This is a genomic window from Propylenella binzhouense (genome assembly GCF_009866965.1).
Lineage (GTDB): Bacteria > Pseudomonadota > Alphaproteobacteria > Rhizobiales > Afifellaceae > Propylenella > Propylenella binzhouense.
Window position 1 is genome coordinate 37550 of the sequence record NZ_SPKJ01000010.1, and the last position, 16409, is coordinate 53958.

The 16409-nt window shown below is 69.0% G+C and carries 19 protein-coding genes; 5 read left to right on the plus strand and 14 right to left on the minus strand.

Translation table 11 applies throughout. From position 1 onward, the window contains the following. The 3 genes from E4O86_RS05305 to E4O86_RS05315 all read left to right on the plus strand — a co-directional run bounded on the left by E4O86_RS05305 (position 1) and on the right by E4O86_RS05315 (position 1528). On the plus strand, positions 1–606 hold the full coding sequence (locus tag E4O86_RS05305) for a DUF938 domain-containing protein (protein ID WP_161139481.1): 606 nt from the start codon (positions 1–3) through the stop codon (positions 604–606). Between the two features lie 152 nt (positions 607–758). Next, positions 759–1055 carry a DUF5132 domain-containing protein gene (locus E4O86_RS05310; protein WP_161139482.1) on the plus strand — a complete coding sequence of 99 codons (297 nt, stop codon included), beginning with the start codon at positions 759–761 and terminating at the stop codon, positions 1053–1055. 2 nt (positions 1056–1057) lie between these two features. Continuing rightward, the gene (locus E4O86_RS05315; RefSeq protein WP_161139483.1) at positions 1058–1528 is read left to right on the plus strand and encodes a hypothetical protein; all 471 of its coding nucleotides are present in this window, start codon (positions 1058–1060) and stop codon (positions 1526–1528) included. On the opposite strand, the gene E4O86_RS05320 is transcribed toward E4O86_RS05315, so the two are convergent. Together E4O86_RS05320 and E4O86_RS05325 are read right to left on the minus strand one after the other, a co-directional pair. Continuing rightward, positions 1488–4430, minus strand: coding sequence for a cation-translocating P-type ATPase (locus tag E4O86_RS05320; protein ID WP_161139484.1), 2943 nt, complete (start codon positions 4428–4430; stop codon positions 1488–1490). The genes E4O86_RS05315 and E4O86_RS05320 overlap by 41 nt on opposite strands. An 80-nt stretch (positions 4431–4510) precedes the next feature. Continuing rightward, positions 4511–5458, minus strand: a complete 948-nt coding sequence (locus E4O86_RS05325) for a cation diffusion facilitator family transporter (protein ID WP_161139485.1) — start codon at positions 5456–5458, stop codon at positions 4511–4513. A 135-nt stretch (positions 5459–5593) separates the two neighbouring features. On the opposite strand from E4O86_RS05325, the gene E4O86_RS05330 reads away from it, so the two are divergent. After that, a complete protein-coding gene (locus E4O86_RS05330) occupies positions 5594–5992 on the plus strand; it encodes a hypothetical protein (protein ID WP_161139486.1) in 399 nt (132 codons plus the stop codon). 198 nt (positions 5993–6190) lie between these two features. Next, positions 6191–6889, plus strand: a complete 699-nt coding sequence (locus E4O86_RS05335; protein WP_161139487.1) for a hypothetical protein — start codon at positions 6191–6193, stop codon at positions 6887–6889. A gap of 2 nt (positions 6890–6891) precedes the next feature. Here E4O86_RS05335 and E4O86_RS05340 read toward each other — a convergent pair whose 3' ends face one another. The 12 genes from E4O86_RS05340 to E4O86_RS05395 all read right to left on the minus strand — a co-directional run bounded on the left by E4O86_RS05340 (position 6892) and on the right by E4O86_RS05395 (position 16382). Further along, entirely contained in the window at positions 6892–7941 is a 1050-nt protein-coding gene (locus E4O86_RS05340; RefSeq protein WP_161139488.1) for a S1 family serine peptidase, read from the minus strand. Then, positions 7938–8894: a hypothetical protein gene (locus E4O86_RS05345; protein ID WP_161139489.1), complete on the minus strand. Its 957-nt coding sequence runs from the start codon at positions 8892–8894 to the stop codon at positions 7938–7940. The genes E4O86_RS05340 and E4O86_RS05345 overlap by 4 nt, the downstream gene beginning before the upstream one ends. Beyond that, positions 8891–9613, minus strand: coding sequence for a hypothetical protein (locus tag E4O86_RS05350; protein ID WP_161139490.1), 723 nt, complete (start codon positions 9611–9613; stop codon positions 8891–8893). The genes E4O86_RS05345 and E4O86_RS05350 overlap by 4 nt, the downstream gene beginning before the upstream one ends. A 243-nt stretch (positions 9614–9856) precedes the next feature. After that, entirely contained in the window at positions 9857–10447 is a 591-nt protein-coding gene (gene pcaG, locus E4O86_RS05355; RefSeq protein WP_161139491.1) for a protocatechuate 3,4-dioxygenase subunit alpha, read from the minus strand. Further along, entirely contained in the window at positions 10444–11154 is a 711-nt protein-coding gene (gene pcaH / locus E4O86_RS05360; protein WP_161139492.1) for a protocatechuate 3,4-dioxygenase subunit beta, read from the minus strand. Before pcaH ends, pcaG begins: the two co-directional genes overlap by 4 nt. Positions 11155–11276: 122 nt before the next feature. Next, positions 11277–11465, minus strand: a complete 189-nt coding sequence (locus E4O86_RS05365) for a hypothetical protein (protein WP_161139493.1) — start codon at positions 11463–11465, stop codon at positions 11277–11279. A gap of 318 nt (positions 11466–11783) precedes the next feature. Further along, positions 11784–12242 carry a DUF3574 domain-containing protein gene (locus tag E4O86_RS05370; RefSeq protein ID WP_161139494.1) on the minus strand — a complete coding sequence of 153 codons (459 nt, stop codon included), beginning with the start codon at positions 12240–12242 and terminating at the stop codon, positions 11784–11786. After that, positions 12239–12598 carry an excalibur calcium-binding domain-containing protein gene (locus E4O86_RS23465; RefSeq protein WP_246206224.1) on the minus strand — a complete coding sequence of 120 codons (360 nt, stop codon included), beginning with the start codon at positions 12596–12598 and terminating at the stop codon, positions 12239–12241. The genes E4O86_RS05370 and E4O86_RS23465 overlap by 4 nt, the downstream gene beginning before the upstream one ends. Positions 12599–12870: 272 nt before the next feature. Then, positions 12871–13557: a carboxymuconolactone decarboxylase family protein gene (locus E4O86_RS05380; RefSeq protein ID WP_161139495.1), complete on the minus strand. Its 687-nt coding sequence runs from the start codon at positions 13555–13557 to the stop codon at positions 12871–12873. 8 nt (positions 13558–13565) lie between these two features. Then, complete coding sequence (locus E4O86_RS05385) at positions 13566–14762, minus strand: CaiB/BaiF CoA transferase family protein (protein ID WP_161139496.1); 1197 nt, start codon at positions 14760–14762, stop codon at positions 13566–13568. Continuing rightward, positions 14759–15445, minus strand: a complete 687-nt coding sequence (locus E4O86_RS05390; protein ID WP_161139497.1) for a glutathione S-transferase N-terminal domain-containing protein — start codon at positions 15443–15445, stop codon at positions 14759–14761. Before E4O86_RS05390 ends, E4O86_RS05385 begins: the two co-directional genes overlap by 4 nt. A 145-nt stretch (positions 15446–15590) precedes the next feature. Further along, positions 15591–16382, minus strand: coding sequence for an alpha/beta fold hydrolase (locus E4O86_RS05395; RefSeq protein ID WP_161139498.1), 792 nt, complete (start codon positions 16380–16382; stop codon positions 15591–15593). Positions 16383–16409 lie beyond the last annotated feature (27 nt).

The following is a 16409-nucleotide window of genomic DNA, read 5'->3' on the forward strand; positions in this document are numbered from 1 at the left end:
ATGGACACCGGGATGCGGCAGGTCGCGCCGGCGGCTGAGCGGAACAAGGAGCCGATCCTCACAATCCTCCGGCGCGCGCTGCCGGAAAGCGGCCGGGTCCTGGAGATCGCGAGCGGCACCGGACAGCACGTCGTCCATTTCGCCGGCGCCTATCCGGAGATCGAGTGGCAGCCGAGCGAGCGCGATCCGCGCATGCTGCCTTCGATCTCGGCCTGGGTCGAGACGAGCGGCCTCGCCAATGTGCGGGCGCCGATCGTGCTCGACGTCTGCGCGGGAGCGTGGCCGGCCGGCCCGTTCGACGCGATCCTGTGCATCAACATGGTGCACATCTCGCCCTGGCGCGCGACCCTCTGCCTGATGGAGGGTGCGGGGGCGCATCTGCGCGCAAGCGGGCTTCTCTATCTCTACGGCCCGTTCCGCCGGAGCGGCGTGCCGACGGCGCCGAGCAACGAAGCCTTCGACGCGCAGCTCGGACGTTCCGATCCGGAATGGGGGCTCCGCGATCTCGATGCGGTGGAAGCGGCCGCGGCCGGGTCCGGCCTCGCGCTCGAGAAGGTGGTCGAGATGCCTGCGAACAATCTGTCGCTCCTCTTCCGGCGCGTCTGACGCGCAGAGGCGGCGCCTTGCCCGCCCTGCTCCATGGCGCCGGCGGACCGTCCCCTTCATAATGGCGCCGGGCGGCGCGACGGCCCGTCCGCCTTGCGGCCGTTCCGCGCGCTGCCGCATCTTGGGCGCAAGACATAAGCGGGGGAGGTCCGATGGCGCTCAGAGAGATCGTGAAGGGCGGATTCCTCGTCGGGGTCGCGCTCGGCGCAGGCGCGGCGGTGGTCGGCCCCGTGGTCTGGCGGACCGCGCGGCCCTATGCCAAGTCCGCCCTGCGGGCGGGGCTCGAGGGATATGCCGCCGCGCGGGTCGCGGCGGCGCGCATGGGCGAGGAGGTCGAGGACCTCGTCGCCGAGGTCCTGCACGAGATGACCGAGGCGGAAGCCGGGGCGGGCGAGGCCGGCGCCGGGGCTGCTGACGCGGCGGCGGAAGCGTCGGAGCAGGCGGGCTGACGATGCGCGGCCGCATCCGCCATCAGCTGCCCGGCCGCGTCCGGATCGGCCTCGAAAGGCCGCTGCCGGACGTGGCGGCACTCACCGACGCCGCCCGCGCCATCGCAAGCGTCCCGGGCGTGGAGCAGGTCGAGTTCCGGCCGGAGACCGCAAGCCTGCTGCTCCGCCACAGGGGCAGGTTCGAGCCGCTTGCCGCCGCCCTGGAGGAGGCGGGGCTGCTCTTGCTCGCGCCCGCCGAGCCGGTCGCGCCCATCGACCCCGTCGGCGAAACCTTCGAGCGGCTGGAGCGGGCGGAGGACCTCGTCGGCCGGCTGACGGGCGGCCGCGCGGATCTCTGGAGCATCGCCTATCTCGGGCTCGTCGCAGGCGGGCTGGTGCAGCTGGCACGCGGCCGGGTGGCCGGCCCCGCCGTCACGCTGTTCGGGCAGGCGGCTAGCCTGGCGCTTTCGCGCTCCGTCCGCCGCGGGCGATGATCCTCCGCCCCTCGGCGAGCGCGAAGGAGGTCCCCGCGAGCGCGCCTGCCGCAAGCAGGTCGCCCGGGGCTGGAGGCGCGATTCCGAGGAGCCGCCTGAGCGGCGGGAGGAGGAAGGGGACGGCGAGCAGCGCCGCGGCTGCCGCGAGAAATGCCTCGAGCCGGCGTTCGGACGCCAGCAGCGCCGCGTCCGCGCCCGGGGACCGGTCGCGCAGCGTCCAGGCGTGGGCGATCTGGGCGAGCGCGAGCGTCGTGAAGGTGGCCGTGCGCGCCCGCGGTCCGAGCCCCGCGCGCGCCATGGTGGTGAAGTGGGCGGCAAGCGCGGCGGCGGCAATTCCGGCGCCGTCGAGGCCGATACCGGCCGCTTCCCCGCGCGTGAAATAGCCTGCGTCCACGGCGCGGGGCGGACGCGCCAGGACGTCGCCGCGCGGCTCGGCGAGCGCGAGCCCTATGGCGGGCAGGATGTCGGTGACGAGGTTGAGCCAGAACAGCTCCATCGGCGCCTCGAGCTCGCCCCTGCCGTGCAGGGCCTCCGTCAGCATCACGAGCACTTCCGAGAAATTGGTGGCAAGCAGGTAGCGCACCGAGTTCCGCACATTGTCGTCGGTCGCCCGGCCCCGCGCGATGGCGCGGGCGAGTTCCCGCAGGTCGTCGTCCGCGATGACGATGTCGGCGACCTCGCGGGCGACGTCGGTGCCGTTCCTGCCCATGGCGACCCCGACCGCCGCGGCCCGCAGGGCCGGGCCGTCATTGACGCCGTCTCCGATCATCGCGACCCGGCGCCCCGCCCCCTGGAGCGCCTGCACGATGCGCAGCTTGTCCGAGGGGCTCACCCGCGCGAACACCGAGGTCCTGAGCGCGAGCTCGCCGAGCGCCGCATCGTCGAGACGGCCGATCTGCGCGCCGTCGGCGATGTTGACGATGCTGGTGCGCGACAGGTCGAGCGCCTGGGCGACCGAGAGCGCCGTCGCCGGCTGGTCGCCCGTGATCATGACGGTGCGCACGCCGGCGCGGTGGAGAATGCCGATCGCCTCGCGCGCCTCCATGCGCACGGGATCGGCGAGCGCGATCAGTCCGAGCCAGACGAGATCCTGCGGCTGGTCGTGGTCGAGCGCGCTCGCGGCCTGCGCCACGCCGAGGACGCGCAGCCCCTTCCGTGCGAGCGCGCCGTTCGCCTCGAGGATGCTCTCCCGCCGCTCCGGCGTGAGCGGCCGGGCCCCGCCTTGGATCAGTTCGGTTCCGGAAAGCGCGAGGAGCTCGTCCGGTGCGCCTTTGAGCGCGATATAGGGCGCGCCATTCAGGGCGTGCTCGGTCGCCATCCAGCGCCGCCGGGCGTCCCGGCTCCTGGCCGCGCGGATCGGGGCGAGATCCTGCAGCCCGTCTGGGTCTAGCCCGAGATCGGCGGCGAAGCGGAGAAGCGCGAGCTCCGTCGCCGTACCGGAAAGGCGGCCGAGCCTCGCCTCGTTGCAGAGCGTGACCGCCCGCGCGAGCGCCTCGAGGTCGGGCTGCTCCGCCGTCGGCCAGCGCTCCCCCGGCGCAAGCTCCCGCGTCTCGCCGCCGAGATGGATCGCGGCGACCGCCATCCGGTTCTCGGTCAGCGTGCCGGTCTTGTCGAGGCAGATCGTGTCGACGGTTCCGATCGCCTCGACCGCCGGCAGCGCCCGGACGAAGGCGCCTTCCCGCTCCATGGCGCGCGCGCCGAGGGCGAGGGCGGTCGTCGCCACCGCCGGCAGGCCTTCCGGAATGGCCGAAACGGCGAGCGCGATCGCGCTCTTCGCCATCGCCACGAAGGGCTCGCCGCGGATCAGGCCGATCCCCATCACGAGCCCCGATATCGCGATGCAGCCGGCCGCGAGGCGCACGCCGAGCGAGGCAAGCGCCTCCTCGCTCGCCGGCCGCGGCGGCGTCGCGTTGCCGATCAGGCCGCGCGTCCACGCCATCTCCGTGTTCGTCCCAGTCCGGAAGATGACGGCGCGGGCATTGCCGCCGGTGACGACGGTGCCGCCGTGAACGATGTTCCGCCGGTCGGCGACTCCGGACGGCGCGGTCTCCATCGCGTCGGCCGTCTTTTCCGCGGGCAGGCTCTCGCCGGTCAGGACGGCCTCGTCGAGCGCGACGTCGTTGGCCTCCAGCACGCGCGCATCCGCCGGCACGATCGAGCTCGGCGAGAGGAGAACGACGTCGCCGGGGACGACGTCGCGTCCGCGGATGCGGATCGTCTTGCCCGCGCGGCAGACCGTTGCCTCGTGCTCGATCGGCCGCGAAAGCCGGCGGATGAGCCGCTCCGTCGCGTCCTCGGAGGAAAAGCCGATCGCCGCGTTGACGAAGACGACCCCGATCGTGACGGCCGCGTCCACGATGCCGCCGGTGGCGAGCGAGAGCACCGCGGAGCCGGCCAGGAGGGCGACCGGCACCGTCGTAAGCTGCGACAGCAGCATTTCGCCGCGCGAGCGGCCTTCCGGCTCCGGCATGGCGTTCGGGCCGAATGCCGCGAGCCGGTCGCGCGCCTCCTCGCACGAGATCCCGCGCGGCGTGCTGCCGAGGCCGGCGAGCGCATCCGGGATGCTCTGCCTGGCGATTGCGTCCGGCGAGATCGGCCCGGGATCGGCTGCCCCGGAGATCGGGTGGCGCCCGGCCGGGCCGCATTCGCGGTCCGCGATGGAGGGTTCGGGACTTTGCTCGGAAAGGGCCGCGGCGACGCATGCGGCGAGCGCGGCGGGGTTCAGGTCCCGGCCGTGCCTGAGAAGAAGGGTCCTCGTGAGGGGATTGGCGGATGCGACCCGCCCGTGATGGGCCGAGAGCGCCGATTCGAGCCGCCGCAGGCCGCCTGGCTCCGGCCAGGCCGAAACGACGAGCCGCGTGCGGCCGGGAATGTGGTGGCGGACGACAACGGCCTCGTTCATTCCGCGCAGCGCCCCCTCCAGGCTCGCCCCGCCGGTCCCTCGGCGGCCGCCATCGCATTGCCGTCAATGCGGCCCGCCGATCAAGCCGGCTTCGTGGCGGAAATCGTCGCAGGACCGCCGGCCCTGCCCAGCCGGCGGGGCTTCATGAACACGCGCCTCACCTCCGGGTGGCCCGCCTCGATCCGGGCCGTGATGCCGCGCGCCGCGGCTTCGATCTCGTCGCCGCCGAGCTCGTCCCGGAAGTCGATGCCGAGCGCGACGAGGACGTCGTTCGGACCGAGATGGAACGTCAGCACCTCGTCGACCTGCGCGACGCGCGGGTCGCTCTCGGCAATCCTCCGGATGCCCGCCACCAGCTCCGGGGAAGCGCTCTCGCCGGTGAGGAGGCTGCGGGTCTCGTTGGCGAGGAACACCGCCGTCAGCACGAGCAGCGCCCCGATGGCGACCGAGGCCCAGCCGTCGAAGACCGGCATCTCCAGGATCTCGGCCGCCGCAAGGCCCAGAAGGGCGACGACCAGTCCGATCAGGGCCGCGAAATCTTCGAGAAGGACGGCGAAGATGCCCGGATCCTTGCTCGCGCGGATCGTCGCGAGGCTGGGATTCCGGCCGGTCGCGTGCCGGAACTCGCGCCAGGCGACGCGGAACGACAGGCCTTCGAAGATGATCGCGGCGCCGAGCACCGCGAAGTTCACCCAGGCATCCTCCACCGGATGCGGCTCGGCGATCTTGCGGATGCCCTCGTAGATGGAGAACGCGCCGCCGAGCGCGAAGATCAGCAGCGCCACCACGAAGGCCCAGAAGTAGAGCTCCATCCCGTGTCCGAGCGGGTGCCTCGGAGTGGCCGGGCGGGCGGCGCGCTTGATGCCGAGAAGGAGGAGGCCCTGGTTGCCCGTGTCGACGGAGGAGTGGATCGCCTCGCTCAGCATCGCGCTCGACCCGGTATAGAGGCTCGCGGCGAACTTGGTGACTGCAATGGCGAGATTGCCCGCCAGGGCGGCGTAGATCACCTTGCGCGAATTGCCCGCCATTCCGTTCCTCCACGATGTGTCGGCTGCCGCTTCAACTCTAGAATGGCGAGGCGGTGGGAACGATCCGGGCGGGCCGGGATCGCAGCCGGAGAGCCCCGCGTTCATGCTCCGGGAGACGTGAACGGGGAGCTTGAAATGCAGTCACGGTGGATGGCGGTAGTGGTGGCGGCGTCGGTTCTCGCGGTCGGCGCCGCGGGCGAGCCGCGTGCAGCCCCGCGCGCGGGCAATACCGATCCTCCGCAGGGGTCCTTCGACGGCCGGTGGTCGGTTCTCCTGGAGACGACGGGCGGAGGCTGCGCGTCCCGCCGTCGCGTGGCCGTCACGGTGAGGGCAGGGCGGGTGAGCTACGAGGATTACGAGCACGTGACGGCGGAGGGGCGCATCTTCGCGAGCGGCCGGGTGCGCGTCCGGTTCAACTACGAGGGCGACAGGCTGGATGCGACCGGCTCCGTCAAGGCGGGCGTCGGAGCGGGAAGCTGGGTGTCCCCGACCGAGAACTGCGAAGGCTCGTGGAACGCGCAGAAGGAGCGCTAGGAAGATCGGACCCTTCTGAGCGCGGGAGCGGCACGTGGCCGGCCGGCGGGCCGCAAGCGCCGCTCGCATCCGGCCCTTTCCGAGCTTGAGAGCGGTGCGCTTCGTCCGCCATAGTACCGCGGGGGAAGGTCCGCCGCCCGCAGGATGCCGTCCGGAGAGGGCGGCTGCAGGCGGCGGCGATGAGCGGGGGAGGAGAGAATGGGGGGCGTTTCCATCCGGATTGCCGTGTTGGCGCTCGCTCTCGGTCTGGCGGTACCGCCTGATCCGGCGCCCGCGCAGAGTGCCGCCGAACGGCGCGAGCAGCTCGCGCAGATCCGCGAACGGATGTCGGATCCGGATCCGCTGATGCGGCTCGCCTATCTCGAGGAATATGCGGAGGCGAAGGACCAGACCGTCACCATGCTGGCCGTGCGGTATGCGCTGTCGTCGGACGATCCCGATCTGAGGGCGACGGCCCTCCGTCTCTATGTCGCGAGCCTCGAATCGCTCGATCTCGAGGTGGAGCTGCCGGACGCGTTCCATGCCGCCTACCCGCCCGACAGCACGGACGAGCGGGTTCTCGAGGCGAAGGAGCGGGAGCCGATCTTTGCCTTCGTCTACGGGGCGAAGGTGATCCGCCTGAAGGTGACGAATTTCGACTTCGGCAGCGGCCGGCTCGAGGTGGCGGCGATGAACGGCCTCAGCGAGCTCGACCAGCAATTCTCGGGGGAGGGCCAAGTGCGCGGAACGACGCTCACGGTCAACGCACGGGTCCAGCTGAGCGGGGGCGGGCGCAGCTTCGAGCCTCGCTGCTCCTTCATTCTGACGCCCGGATCCGACCTCGTGCTGAGCGGCGAAGCGGCCTGCCAGACCGGGCCCACCTATCCGAATGCGAAGGTCTCGATGCCGATGTTCTGACCTCAATCGAGCGTCAGCGGTCCGATCGCGAACTGCTCGGCCTCGCGCGGACCGCTGAAGGTCAGCTGCAGCGACGAGGCCGTGACCGGCGGGGTCCGGCAGGCGAGCCTCTCCGATCCCGGGTCGGCACGGCAGAAGCCGACGGAACGGAACGCGCCCGCTCCGGAAAGCGGGGCGATGCTGATCTCGAGTGCGTCCGGCACCGAGGCGCCCGGCGCGGCGGTCCGCTCGACCTCGATCCGGGAAAAGGAGATCGGCTCGGGGAAGCGGAGGACGACCCGGACGCGGCCCGCGACGGGCGCGACCCGCCAGAGGGCGCCCGGCCGCAGCAGATTGCGCGGACCTTCGGCCGGATCCGGCGTGGCGCCGATCGCGGTCTCGAGGATTGCGCGCTCGGCGCGCCGCGGCGCTTCGTTCCTGGTCCGGTGCGATGCCAGCGCCTTCACGATATCGAACCGCAGCGCTATGGCGAGATTGTCCTCCTCGACGGCCTCGATCAGGAGGCCGAGCGGCGTCGCCTCGGCGGTCGCATCGAGTACTGCGCTTCCGCTCATGCCCTGTACGATCCGGTCTTCCCGGCGCATCGGAACGACGGCGAAGACCGCGCCGGCACGCTCGTCCATCGAGGCGGCCCTGCGCTCGACACGCATCGTGCGGGTTTCGCCCTCGACGCTGGTGGTGAGAAACCCCTCGCGCCAGCTCTCGAGCCTCGCGTCAAGGCGGTCGAGGCCGAGCCGCGAGTTCGTGCAGATGCGGTCCTTCTCCGTGGTGGCGACGTCGAGGAACGCGAGATCGACGTCCGGGTCCGGCTGCACCGGGTTCAGCGCCTCGCGCTCGAAGCCGCGCCGGTCGATCACGATGGCATCCGAAAGCGTCCCGTCCGCCTTGGCGACGACATGGGCCGGCGTCGCGATGCGGCAGATGCCGTCCTGCGAGACGTGGAGCCAGGCGTGACCGAAGCCGCGCTCGGTCCGGACCCGGACCGTTTCCGCCTGGGTCGGTCCGGCGCTCTGGAGGAGCGCAGAGAGGGCGAGGATCGCGATCGGTCTCATGCGACCGGCTTCCTCTTCTGCAGGCCGGCGAGGGCGGCGAAGAGCTGCACGATCACGATCGCGGCCGCGGCGACGATCTGCACGCCGACGAGGTTCGGATCGTTGAGGGACTGGGTGAAGGTGGACACCGCGATCGTCTCGGGCGCCGCGTTCGGGCCGGGGGTGAAGATGCGCAGGAGCGGCGCTTCCGTCGAGGCGGCGACGAAGAGGCCGAGCTCGGAATCCGGCCGGATGATTCCCCACCAGTCCTGCTCGCGGACCGGCAGCGCGCGATCGGCTTCGACGAAGCCGCCGGCCGGCAGATCGAGGGTCTCGATGCTGTAGAGGCCGCCCTGCAGGCCGATGCCGAGCCAGGATTCGATCGCCCGGCCGTAGATCGCGAGCTCTCCTTCGAGAAGGGCGGCCGGAGCGGGCGTCATCATGTCCGGCTGTCCGCGAAGCACCTCCCCGAACCGGGCAGGTCCCCAGATCGGCATGTGCTCGACGAGCCAGGGCCCGCACGCGTCGGGATCGGAGACGAGCGTCGCGAACGTCCCGAGCGGGTGGACCGCCCCGTCCTCGGCCTCGATCCTTCCGGCGCCGCCTTCGAGGTCGGACGCGATCACGATCGCCAGCGATCCGCTCTGGCTGCGCCGGTAGGAGACGCTGCTCCCGAGCCGCGGCTGCACGACGCCGCCGATGCAGGCGGGATCGGCGTCGTCGGTCGCCAGCATCAGGCCGGAAACGGCGAACGAGGCGACGTCTGCGTTGGAGACGACGAACGAGGCCTGTTCCGTGCGTGCCTTCAGGATCAGGAGGGGCCGCGGCGAGGGCAGCGTCGCCAGGAACGCGACATAGGCAAGGGTGGCCGCAAGTGTCGCGGCCATCACGCGTGCGAGCGGCTTCGTCCAGACGGCGGCGAGAGCGGCCCGTGCGGGATCGACCAGACGGACCGCTTGCGACCAGCGGCTCAAGGAAGCCAGATGCGCAGTGTGTCGACTGCCGCCTTCCCGACAAGGCCGCGCCGCTCGAGCGCGAGCGTGTAGAGCCCCGGTCCGATGGCGGCGGGCAGCTCGATCGCGCAGATGCGCGTGTAGCTCACCGCGATACCGTCCCTGGTCGGCTCGCAGGCGGTGGCCGCGAGGGCGGCGCCGTCCGTGCCGGAGAGCTTCGCCCTGGCGCGCATGTCGCCGACATTGAGATAGACGAAGAGCGTGCGCGGCCCCTCAGGGCTCGCGTCTCCGCGCGCCGGCAGCAGCACGCCCGGCTCGCCGGCTTCGCAGTCCTTGACGAGTGAGGCGCGCACCAGGACGTCCTCGCCCTCATAGGCGCGCAGCGCGTCGAGGTGGTGCGACGGGAACGCGAGCCGCGCCGAGCCGGCCGAGACCCGGCTCGCATCGTAGCGGTTGAGCGCCCAGTAGCGCCCGTCGCGCGTGGTCACCCGGGCGCAGAGCGAGTCCCCGATGCTGCGGTCGCCGAGATAGGCGGCCACCTGTTCCGGCGCGAACGGCTTCGCGTGGTGGCCGAGCCGCGCTCCGACGACGAACTGGGCGGAGATCTTCGCGCCGCCGAGCCGCTCCACGAATCCGGCGTCCGGTGCGGCGAGCGGCACGACCGCCTCCTCGGCGGAGGCGCCGCCGGAAGCGAGAACGGTCGCGGCGACGAGGACATGCGCAAGGAAGCGTGACAGCATTCGAGGGACTCCCTCCCGAAGCCTGCCGGGACACGCACGAAAAAACCCGGACCATCCTGAAAATCATGGTGCCGGCTCACAAAATCAAGGGATCGATCGGCGGACGGCCGGCTCCCGCCGCGAGGCGGTCGCGCCCGTTCCCCTCGCGGGATCATGCGGGACGGCTTCCCGCCGGTGCCGGCCGGGTTCGCCGGCGGCCGCAAGCCGCCATTCGGCGCGCCTGCGGCCAGAGATCGGATCGGCTCAGAGGTCGAAGAAGACGGTCTCCTTCTCGCCCTGCATATGGATGTCGAAATGGTAGACCACGCCGATCGGCATGTCCTCGCGGCGCGCCACGAGCGTCTCCCGCCGTGCCTCCGGAACCGTGTCCAGCACCGGATCCTTCGCGTTCGCCTCCACCTCGTCGGAGAAGTAGATGCGGGTATAAAGGTGGCTGAGCTGGCCCCGCATGAACAGGATCACGTTGATGTGCGGCGCCTGCACGCCGTCCACGGAGCCGGGCTTCACGGTCTCGAAGAGGAAGCGGTTCTGCGGATCGGTGCCGGTCCCGTACCGGCCGTATCCGGTGAAGACGCTGTTGGAGCTGCGGCCGTCCTCCGGATGGAGGTAGCGGCCTTCCGAATCCGCCTGCCAGATCTCGATCATCGCGTCGTCGATCGGGTCGCCGTTGCCGTCGAACACGCGCCCGGTCACGTGGATGCGGTCGCCGGTGCAGAGTTCGTCGGCGACCTTGCCGCCGGCGATGGCGGTGAAGGGATAGCCGTACTGCTCCGCCGTCAGCCCGTAGGCGAAGTACGGCCCGACCGTCTGCGAGGGAGTCTGCTTCATGGTCATTTCGGCGTCTCCATCGGCGTCTCGTAGCGGCCGCGGAGCACGATGTCGAAGATGTAGCCGAGCGCGAAGCCCGGCTCCGTCACGTCGATCGAGAAGTCCGAGATGAGGCGCTCGCGGGCGCCCGCCGGCGAACTCAGATAGATCGGGTCGAGGTCGAGAAGCGGATCGCCGGGGAAATACATCTGGGTGACGAGCCGCGTCGCGATCGACGGGCCGAGCAGCGAGAAGTGGATGTGGTTCGGCCGCCAGGCATTGTGGTGGTTGCCCCAGGGATAGGCCCCGGGCTTGATCGTGTAGAACCGGTAGCGGCCGTCATCGTCGGTCACGCAGCGGCCGCCGCCGAAGAAGTTCGGGTCGAGCGGCGCGAGGTGCTGGTCGACCTTGTGGATGTAGCGGCCCGCGGCGTTCGCCTGCCACACCTCGACGAGCGTGTTGCGGACGGGGCGTCCGTCCTCGTCGAGCACGCGTCCGGTGACGACGATGCGCTCGCCGAGCGGCTCGCCGTTCTTCGCGCCGTTCTTGGTCAGGTCCGCGTCGAGCGGCCCGACCCTCTCGTGGCCGTAGACCGGGCCGGTCAGTTCCGAAAGCGTGTGCTTCAGCGGAACGAGCGGCTTGGTCGGCGCGCGGAGCACCGTGGATTTGTAGTCGGGAAAAAGAAGCGGAGGATGCGCTTCCCAATCGCGCATCCGATAGCCAGCGGCGGTCATGGCGCCCTCCCAGTTCGGTCCTGGTGAGATAGCGCCCGCGACGGCCACGGGCGATGCCGGAAACCGGGATTCGCCTGACCGTCAGGGACGAGGGCCGCTGCCGCAGCCCTCCGCTCCGGATGCTACTGAAGCTGGCGAACGACCTCCTCGGTCGGTTCGCTCACCAGAATTCTCACCAGCTTGCCTTCCTCCGCGACGGCGAGCCTCAGAAGCGTTCCGTTCGGGCTCTCCTGGATGGTGACGACCTGGTCCGCCTTGACGCGGATAAGGCCGCCGCCCGCCTTGGCGAGATGGAGCGTGAGAAACCGCATCGAGTCTGATCCTTCCGATCCGTTTGGGGTAGCAGATGGCCCGGCGACTTCATCGCGCTCGGGAAGTGCCCCGGCCGGCTCCGCCTTCGGCGCAGGGCTCGCCTTCTGGTTCGTCCGAGATCTGCGTTTGGCCACGTAACCTCGCCGGTTGCCCGGCCGCACCCGGCGGAGAGCCGGATCGGCCGAAGGTGCTCACATAACGCCAGCGCGCCGGCCGTAACCGGTTCGCTGCGGTGCAGCATGGGTAGCATCGATGAGCCGAGAAAGTAAACGCGGCGCCGCCTCTTTCTGCGCCCGCGCGCTCGCTTTCCGGCCGGATCAGGGAGCCCGGGAATTCTCGTAGAAGGTGACGCAGACCGGCCGGTCGGCGCGCAGCACCGTCTGCTGGCGGAAGCGGGCAAGATAGTCCTCCCCGATCTCCCGCAGTGCAATATCGGCCGCGCGCTCCCGCGGATGCAGCACCACGAGCACCTTCGACCGCTCGGCCTCGGTGTGTCCCGTCGCCTCGTCCAGCCAGTGGCCGCGCGCATCGTGGACCGTGAAGCCGTCCCTGAAGCGCGGCGCCACCGCCTCTGCGACGAAGGCGTTCCAGGCCCGCTCGCTCACCTCGCGCCCGCCGGGCATGCCGCGTCCGAGGAAGAGCCGCGTCTCCTGCCAGGCCGAACCCGTGCAGGACGCGGTATCGCCGGGCGGCTCGCGGCTCGTGCTCGCGCAGCCGGCGAGGAGGAGGGCGGCGACGAGAAGACCCGCCGAAGGGCGGAGGCGGGGGCGGCTCATATCCGCTCGCAGGCGATGCCGTCGCCGTCCCGGTCGAGCCGTCGCCAGTAGCCGGGCTCGCCGCGTCGGGCCGGCGCGACGTCCAGCATGCGCGCCACGCCGCAATTCGATGCGGCGGCGACGTGCCTGAGCGTCGTCGTCGGCGGCCAGGGGGAGAGCGTGGCCAGCGTCAGATAGAGCACGAATCCCGCGGCCACGCCCCAGAGCGCCAGTCTCAGCATCGGCTTGGCGCGCCGGATCGCCTGCGCCCGCGCATAGGCGCGGCTCACCCGCCGGAACCGCCGTTTCAGGTCGGCGAGCGCCGCTTCCGGGTCCCGCCCGCTCTCGACGCGCCATCCGTCCGGCAGACCGCCCATGGCTCCTCCTCGAACGCAGCCTCGCGCATGCGATGCTAAGACGGGTTTAATGAGCCGGCATTCATCGGGCACGCGCGGGAAGTCGCCGGTGATCGCTTGGGGCCGCGTCGATCATCTCCTGAAACGCATGCTGAACCATTGACAATCTAGTCAGCACCTTGCGCCCGGCGCTGCCATTTAGGGGCGTCGGCCATGGGTTACCCGAGCGACGAGCGCAGCAGTCGCCTGCTGCTTGGCCAGCGCGGCTACCGCAATGTCAACGTTGTGACGGATCACGTTTCATCAGGAGGGCTTGTCGCCGAGCGAAGCTTTGGAGGAGCAAGGACTGCGAGTTCCCGTGCCCCTGTGCCGCCTTTTTCGAAGACCGACGGCATTCCTGGCGGGAGCGGAACGCGGTGCGCGTTCAACATCATCGCTACCATCGTGTAGTAACCGATCAGCGCTGTCAGCTCCACTATGCCGCGATTGCCCCAGCGCCGAAGCACTGCCCGGTAGGTCTCGTCTTCTACCTCTCCAGACATCTGCAGCTGACAAGTGAACTTGTAGACATCAGCTGCGCTTTCGTCGAGGTGCGGCTCATTGCCGTCGCGAATGGCGTCGACCACCCGATCTGCGACGCCGGCCTCCTTGGCAGCCCGCGCGTGCACGCCCCATTCGACCTCGCTGTTCCAACGCTTGGCGGAAGCTATGATAGCCAGCTCCTTCAAATCGACAGGGAGAACCGTGCGGTAACGCACGAATTCGCCCAGCCGCTGCCAGCGGTCAGCCAACTCGGGACTGTGAATGACAGCCCGCAATGGACCGACCATCATGCCGCGCGGCCCCTTTACGACTTCGTCATAGACCTTCTGCTGCTGCGGCGACATTTGCGCGCGGTCGGGAAGAGGAATGCGTCCTTCCCGGCCAGGATCGTTTGCTCGGTCGTCGGTCGCCCCAACCTGGCTATCGTTGACCGTCATAAGCCCGCCTATTCCGCGCTTTTCGGTGCTTGGCTGAGCTCCGCCAGTATCTCGTCCGTATGCTCGCCAAGCAGTGGCGGCGGACGATCAAAGCTCAGTGGCGCATTCGCGAAGCGCATGGGGCTCACAACCTGTGGCACCTCGTCGCTCAAGGGGTGCTTGAACGTGCGTAGCATCTGTCGGTGCTTGACTTGTTCGTCGGCGAAGACCCGCGGAACCGTGTTAATCGGCCCGCAGGGGACGTCCGCGTCGCCGAGCGCCGCGATCCAATGGTCGAGCGGCTTTTCCAGAAGCACGGCCGAGATGAGCGGATGCAGAATCTCGAGGTTTCGTACGCGCTCGACATTGGTCGCGAAGCGAGGATCTTCGGCCAGCTCGGTACGTTGGATGGCCTTGGAGAAACGGCGGAACTGCTCATCGTTGCCGACCGCCAGTACAATGTACCCGTCCTTAACCGCGAACACGTCCTGCGGCTGGATGTTCGGATGCTTGTTTCCCCTACGCGTTGGGGCGTTGCCGGACACCAGGTAGTTCATGGCCTGGTTGGAAAGCGTGGCGACGGCAACGTCCAGCATTCCGAGGTCGATCCACTCGCCCTGGCGGGTCTCGTAACGTCGCGCCAAAGCGGCGAGGATCGCTATCGTGGCATACATGCCGGTCATGATGTCGATGATCGGCACGCCGATCTTCTGCGGACCGCCGCCAGGGCAGTCGTCGCGCTCGCCGGTGACGCTCATCAGCCCGCCCATCGCCTGGATCATGAAATCGTAGGCGACTTGGTCCTTGCGCGGCCCGTCGAGCCCGAAGCCGGTGATCGAGCAGTAGATGAGTCCCGGATTGAGCTCCTTCAGCTCCTCGTAGCCAAGCCCGTAGCGAGGCAACGTGCCAACCTTGAAATTCTCCAATAGAACGTCGGAGCGCGCGGCGAGTGCGCGTACAAGCTGCACGTCCGTCTCATTGGAGAGATCAATCTCGATCGAGCGCTTCCCTCGGTTGACCGAAAGAAAGTAACCTGATTCCAGGGTGTCTTTGCCGTTTCGGTCCTTCAAGTAAGGCGGACCCCAGCCACGGGTATCGTCGCCCGCGCCCTTCCGCTCCCCCTTGATCACATCGGCACCCAGGTCGGCCAAGATCTGGCTCGACCAGGGGCCCGCCATGATGCGGCTCAGGTCGAGCACACGGATATGCGAAAGTGGACCGCTCATCGGCCCACACTGAGGAAATTGACGGGCGAAACGAAGTCGTCGAACGACCCGTTGACAACGAGCGGCGAAAGATCGTCTTCAGGCTCGGTCCGGACGACGCTCGGTCGCTGCGATACCTGCGCGTGCCATTTGGCAAGCGCGGGGAACGCCTCCCGCCAATGGCTCTTGAGAAAGCGGAAGTCCAGCTGCCCTATGGCGCAGATGATCGCGATATGCCCGATGCCGAAAGGAATTGCCTCGAGCTCGCTCGCCTCCTGCTCAAGCAGAGCGAAGCTCGCCCGGAGCTTCCGGTCGAAGGCGGAGGTGATGACCACATAGGGCCCGCCGGGCCGCATCTCCTCGTTACGCCACAATATTTGGATATCGGTCATGCCGTCGCCCAGAGCCTGCCAGCGCAGTTGACGAAAACGGGGCTGACCCTCCTCGGGAAAAAGACGCAAGCCGGAATGCAGCGTATCGAGATACTCGCAGATGACTCGAGAATCGAAGAGGGCAGTACCGTCTTCGAGGACGAGTGTCGGGATCTTTCCCAACGGGTTGCCCTTAAGCACCTTCTCGTTCGGGTCGCCGGCATAGACGACTACCGAACGCTCACACTCAACCCGGTCGAGGAGCCCGGTTTCGTGCAGCACGATCATGACCTTTCTGACGAAAGGCGAGCGTGGCGACCAATGCAGCCTCACAGATCACGACCCTTCTGGAATTCGCCCATGCCCTCGGGCCCTTGGCTCACTGGTCAACTCTGCCGAAGCTAAAGAGCGATCAGAGTAAAGTCAATCGTACAGACATTTGGTCTAAAGCGTCTGAGGGTCGCTGGCGCAGGGCGCCTCAACCGAGAAAGTCGAGAAGGTGGCGGTTGACCGTCTCGGGCTGCTCGTAGTTCGGTATGTGCCCGGCATCCGGGATGATATGCATGACCGCACAGGGGATGGCCTCGCGCAGCCTCGCCATGGAGATGGGCATGTTGCCGTCGTTGGCGCCCGCCATGACGAGGGTCGGAACGCCAATCCCCGCCAGTACATCGGTGAAGTCAAAATTCTGCAGGGCTCGCGCGCAAGCGATGTACCCTTCCAGCGACATCCCTGCTGCTGCATCGCGCGGCTTCCTTGCCCTCCCGGCCTCCCGAAATGCGGGGCTGAACCAGCGTGCAATGGTAAGGTCGGCCAGCCCCGACATGCCGAGCCGGCGCGCATCAACAATGCGGTCCTCCCAGGTCTTGGCGCCGCCCGGTGCAGTAGCTGACTGACCATCGAGAAACACCAGCTTCTCCACCCTCTCCGGGTGACGCGAGACGAGATGGAGGCCGGTCGGCACACCCATGGAGAGGCCGACAAAAACGCACGACGGCACCCCGAAGTAGTCCATCAGTGCCAGCAAGTCGCTGCCCAACTGGTCGAACGTACAGGGCGCCTGCGGAACGCTGCTCTTTCCATGTCCGCGTTGGTCGTAGCGAAGGATGCGATAGCGACCGCGCAGAGCAGCGACTTGGGCATCCCAAATAGTGACGTCGGTCAGCATGGAATTGCTGAAAATGATCCAGGGCGCGTCCTGTTTCGGACCGTCGAGTCGGCAGCGAAAGGCCAGCCCGTCATGTTCAACGAAAATATCCTCGCCGGTCACACCGCCTCCCGCGAAATCGCCTAGGCC

What these genes read in the sequence shown, in the direction of transcription:
- E4O86_RS05305 (WP_161139481.1), top strand. Translation starts at nt 1, where the DNA reads ATGGACACCGGGATGCGGCAGGTCGCGCCGGCGGCTGAGCGGAACAAG.
- E4O86_RS05310 (WP_161139482.1), top strand. Translation starts at nt 759, where the DNA reads ATGGCGCTCAGAGAGATCGTGAAGGGCGGATTCCTCGTCGGGGTCGCG.
- E4O86_RS05315 (WP_161139483.1), top strand. Translation starts at nt 1,058, where the DNA reads ATGCGCGGCCGCATCCGCCATCAGCTGCCCGGCCGCGTCCGGATCGGC.
- E4O86_RS05320 (WP_161139484.1), bottom strand. Translation starts at nt 4,430, where the DNA reads ATGAACGAGGCCGTTGTCGTCCGCCACCACATTCCCGGCCGCACGCGG.
- E4O86_RS05325 (WP_161139485.1), bottom strand. Translation starts at nt 5,458, where the DNA reads ATGGCGGGCAATTCGCGCAAGGTGATCTACGCCGCCCTGGCGGGCAAT.
- E4O86_RS05330 (WP_161139486.1), top strand. Translation starts at nt 5,594, where the DNA reads ATGCAGTCACGGTGGATGGCGGTAGTGGTGGCGGCGTCGGTTCTCGCG.
- E4O86_RS05335 (WP_161139487.1), top strand. Translation starts at nt 6,191, where the DNA reads ATGGGGGGCGTTTCCATCCGGATTGCCGTGTTGGCGCTCGCTCTCGGT.
- E4O86_RS05340 (WP_161139488.1), bottom strand. Translation starts at nt 7,941, where the DNA reads ATGAGACCGATCGCGATCCTCGCCCTCTCTGCGCTCCTCCAGAGCGCC.
- E4O86_RS05350 (WP_161139490.1), bottom strand. Translation starts at nt 9,613, where the DNA reads ATGCTGTCACGCTTCCTTGCGCATGTCCTCGTCGCCGCGACCGTTCTC.
- pcaG (WP_161139491.1), bottom strand. Translation starts at nt 10,447, where the DNA reads ATGACCATGAAGCAGACTCCCTCGCAGACGGTCGGGCCGTACTTCGCC.
- pcaH (WP_161139492.1), bottom strand. Translation starts at nt 11,154, where the DNA reads ATGACCGCCGCTGGCTATCGGATGCGCGATTGGGAAGCGCATCCTCCG.
- E4O86_RS05365 (WP_161139493.1), bottom strand. Translation starts at nt 11,465, where the DNA reads ATGCGGTTTCTCACGCTCCATCTCGCCAAGGCGGGCGGCGGCCTTATC.
- E4O86_RS05370 (WP_161139494.1), bottom strand. Translation starts at nt 12,242, where the DNA reads ATGAGCCGCCCCCGCCTCCGCCCTTCGGCGGGTCTTCTCGTCGCCGCC.
- E4O86_RS23465 (WP_246206224.1), bottom strand. Translation starts at nt 12,598, where the DNA reads ATGGGCGGTCTGCCGGACGGATGGCGCGTCGAGAGCGGGCGGGACCCG.
- E4O86_RS05380 (WP_161139495.1), bottom strand. Translation starts at nt 13,557, where the DNA reads ATGACGGTCAACGATAGCCAGGTTGGGGCGACCGACGACCGAGCAAAC.
- E4O86_RS05385 (WP_161139496.1), bottom strand. Translation starts at nt 14,762, where the DNA reads ATGAGCGGTCCACTTTCGCATATCCGTGTGCTCGACCTGAGCCGCATC.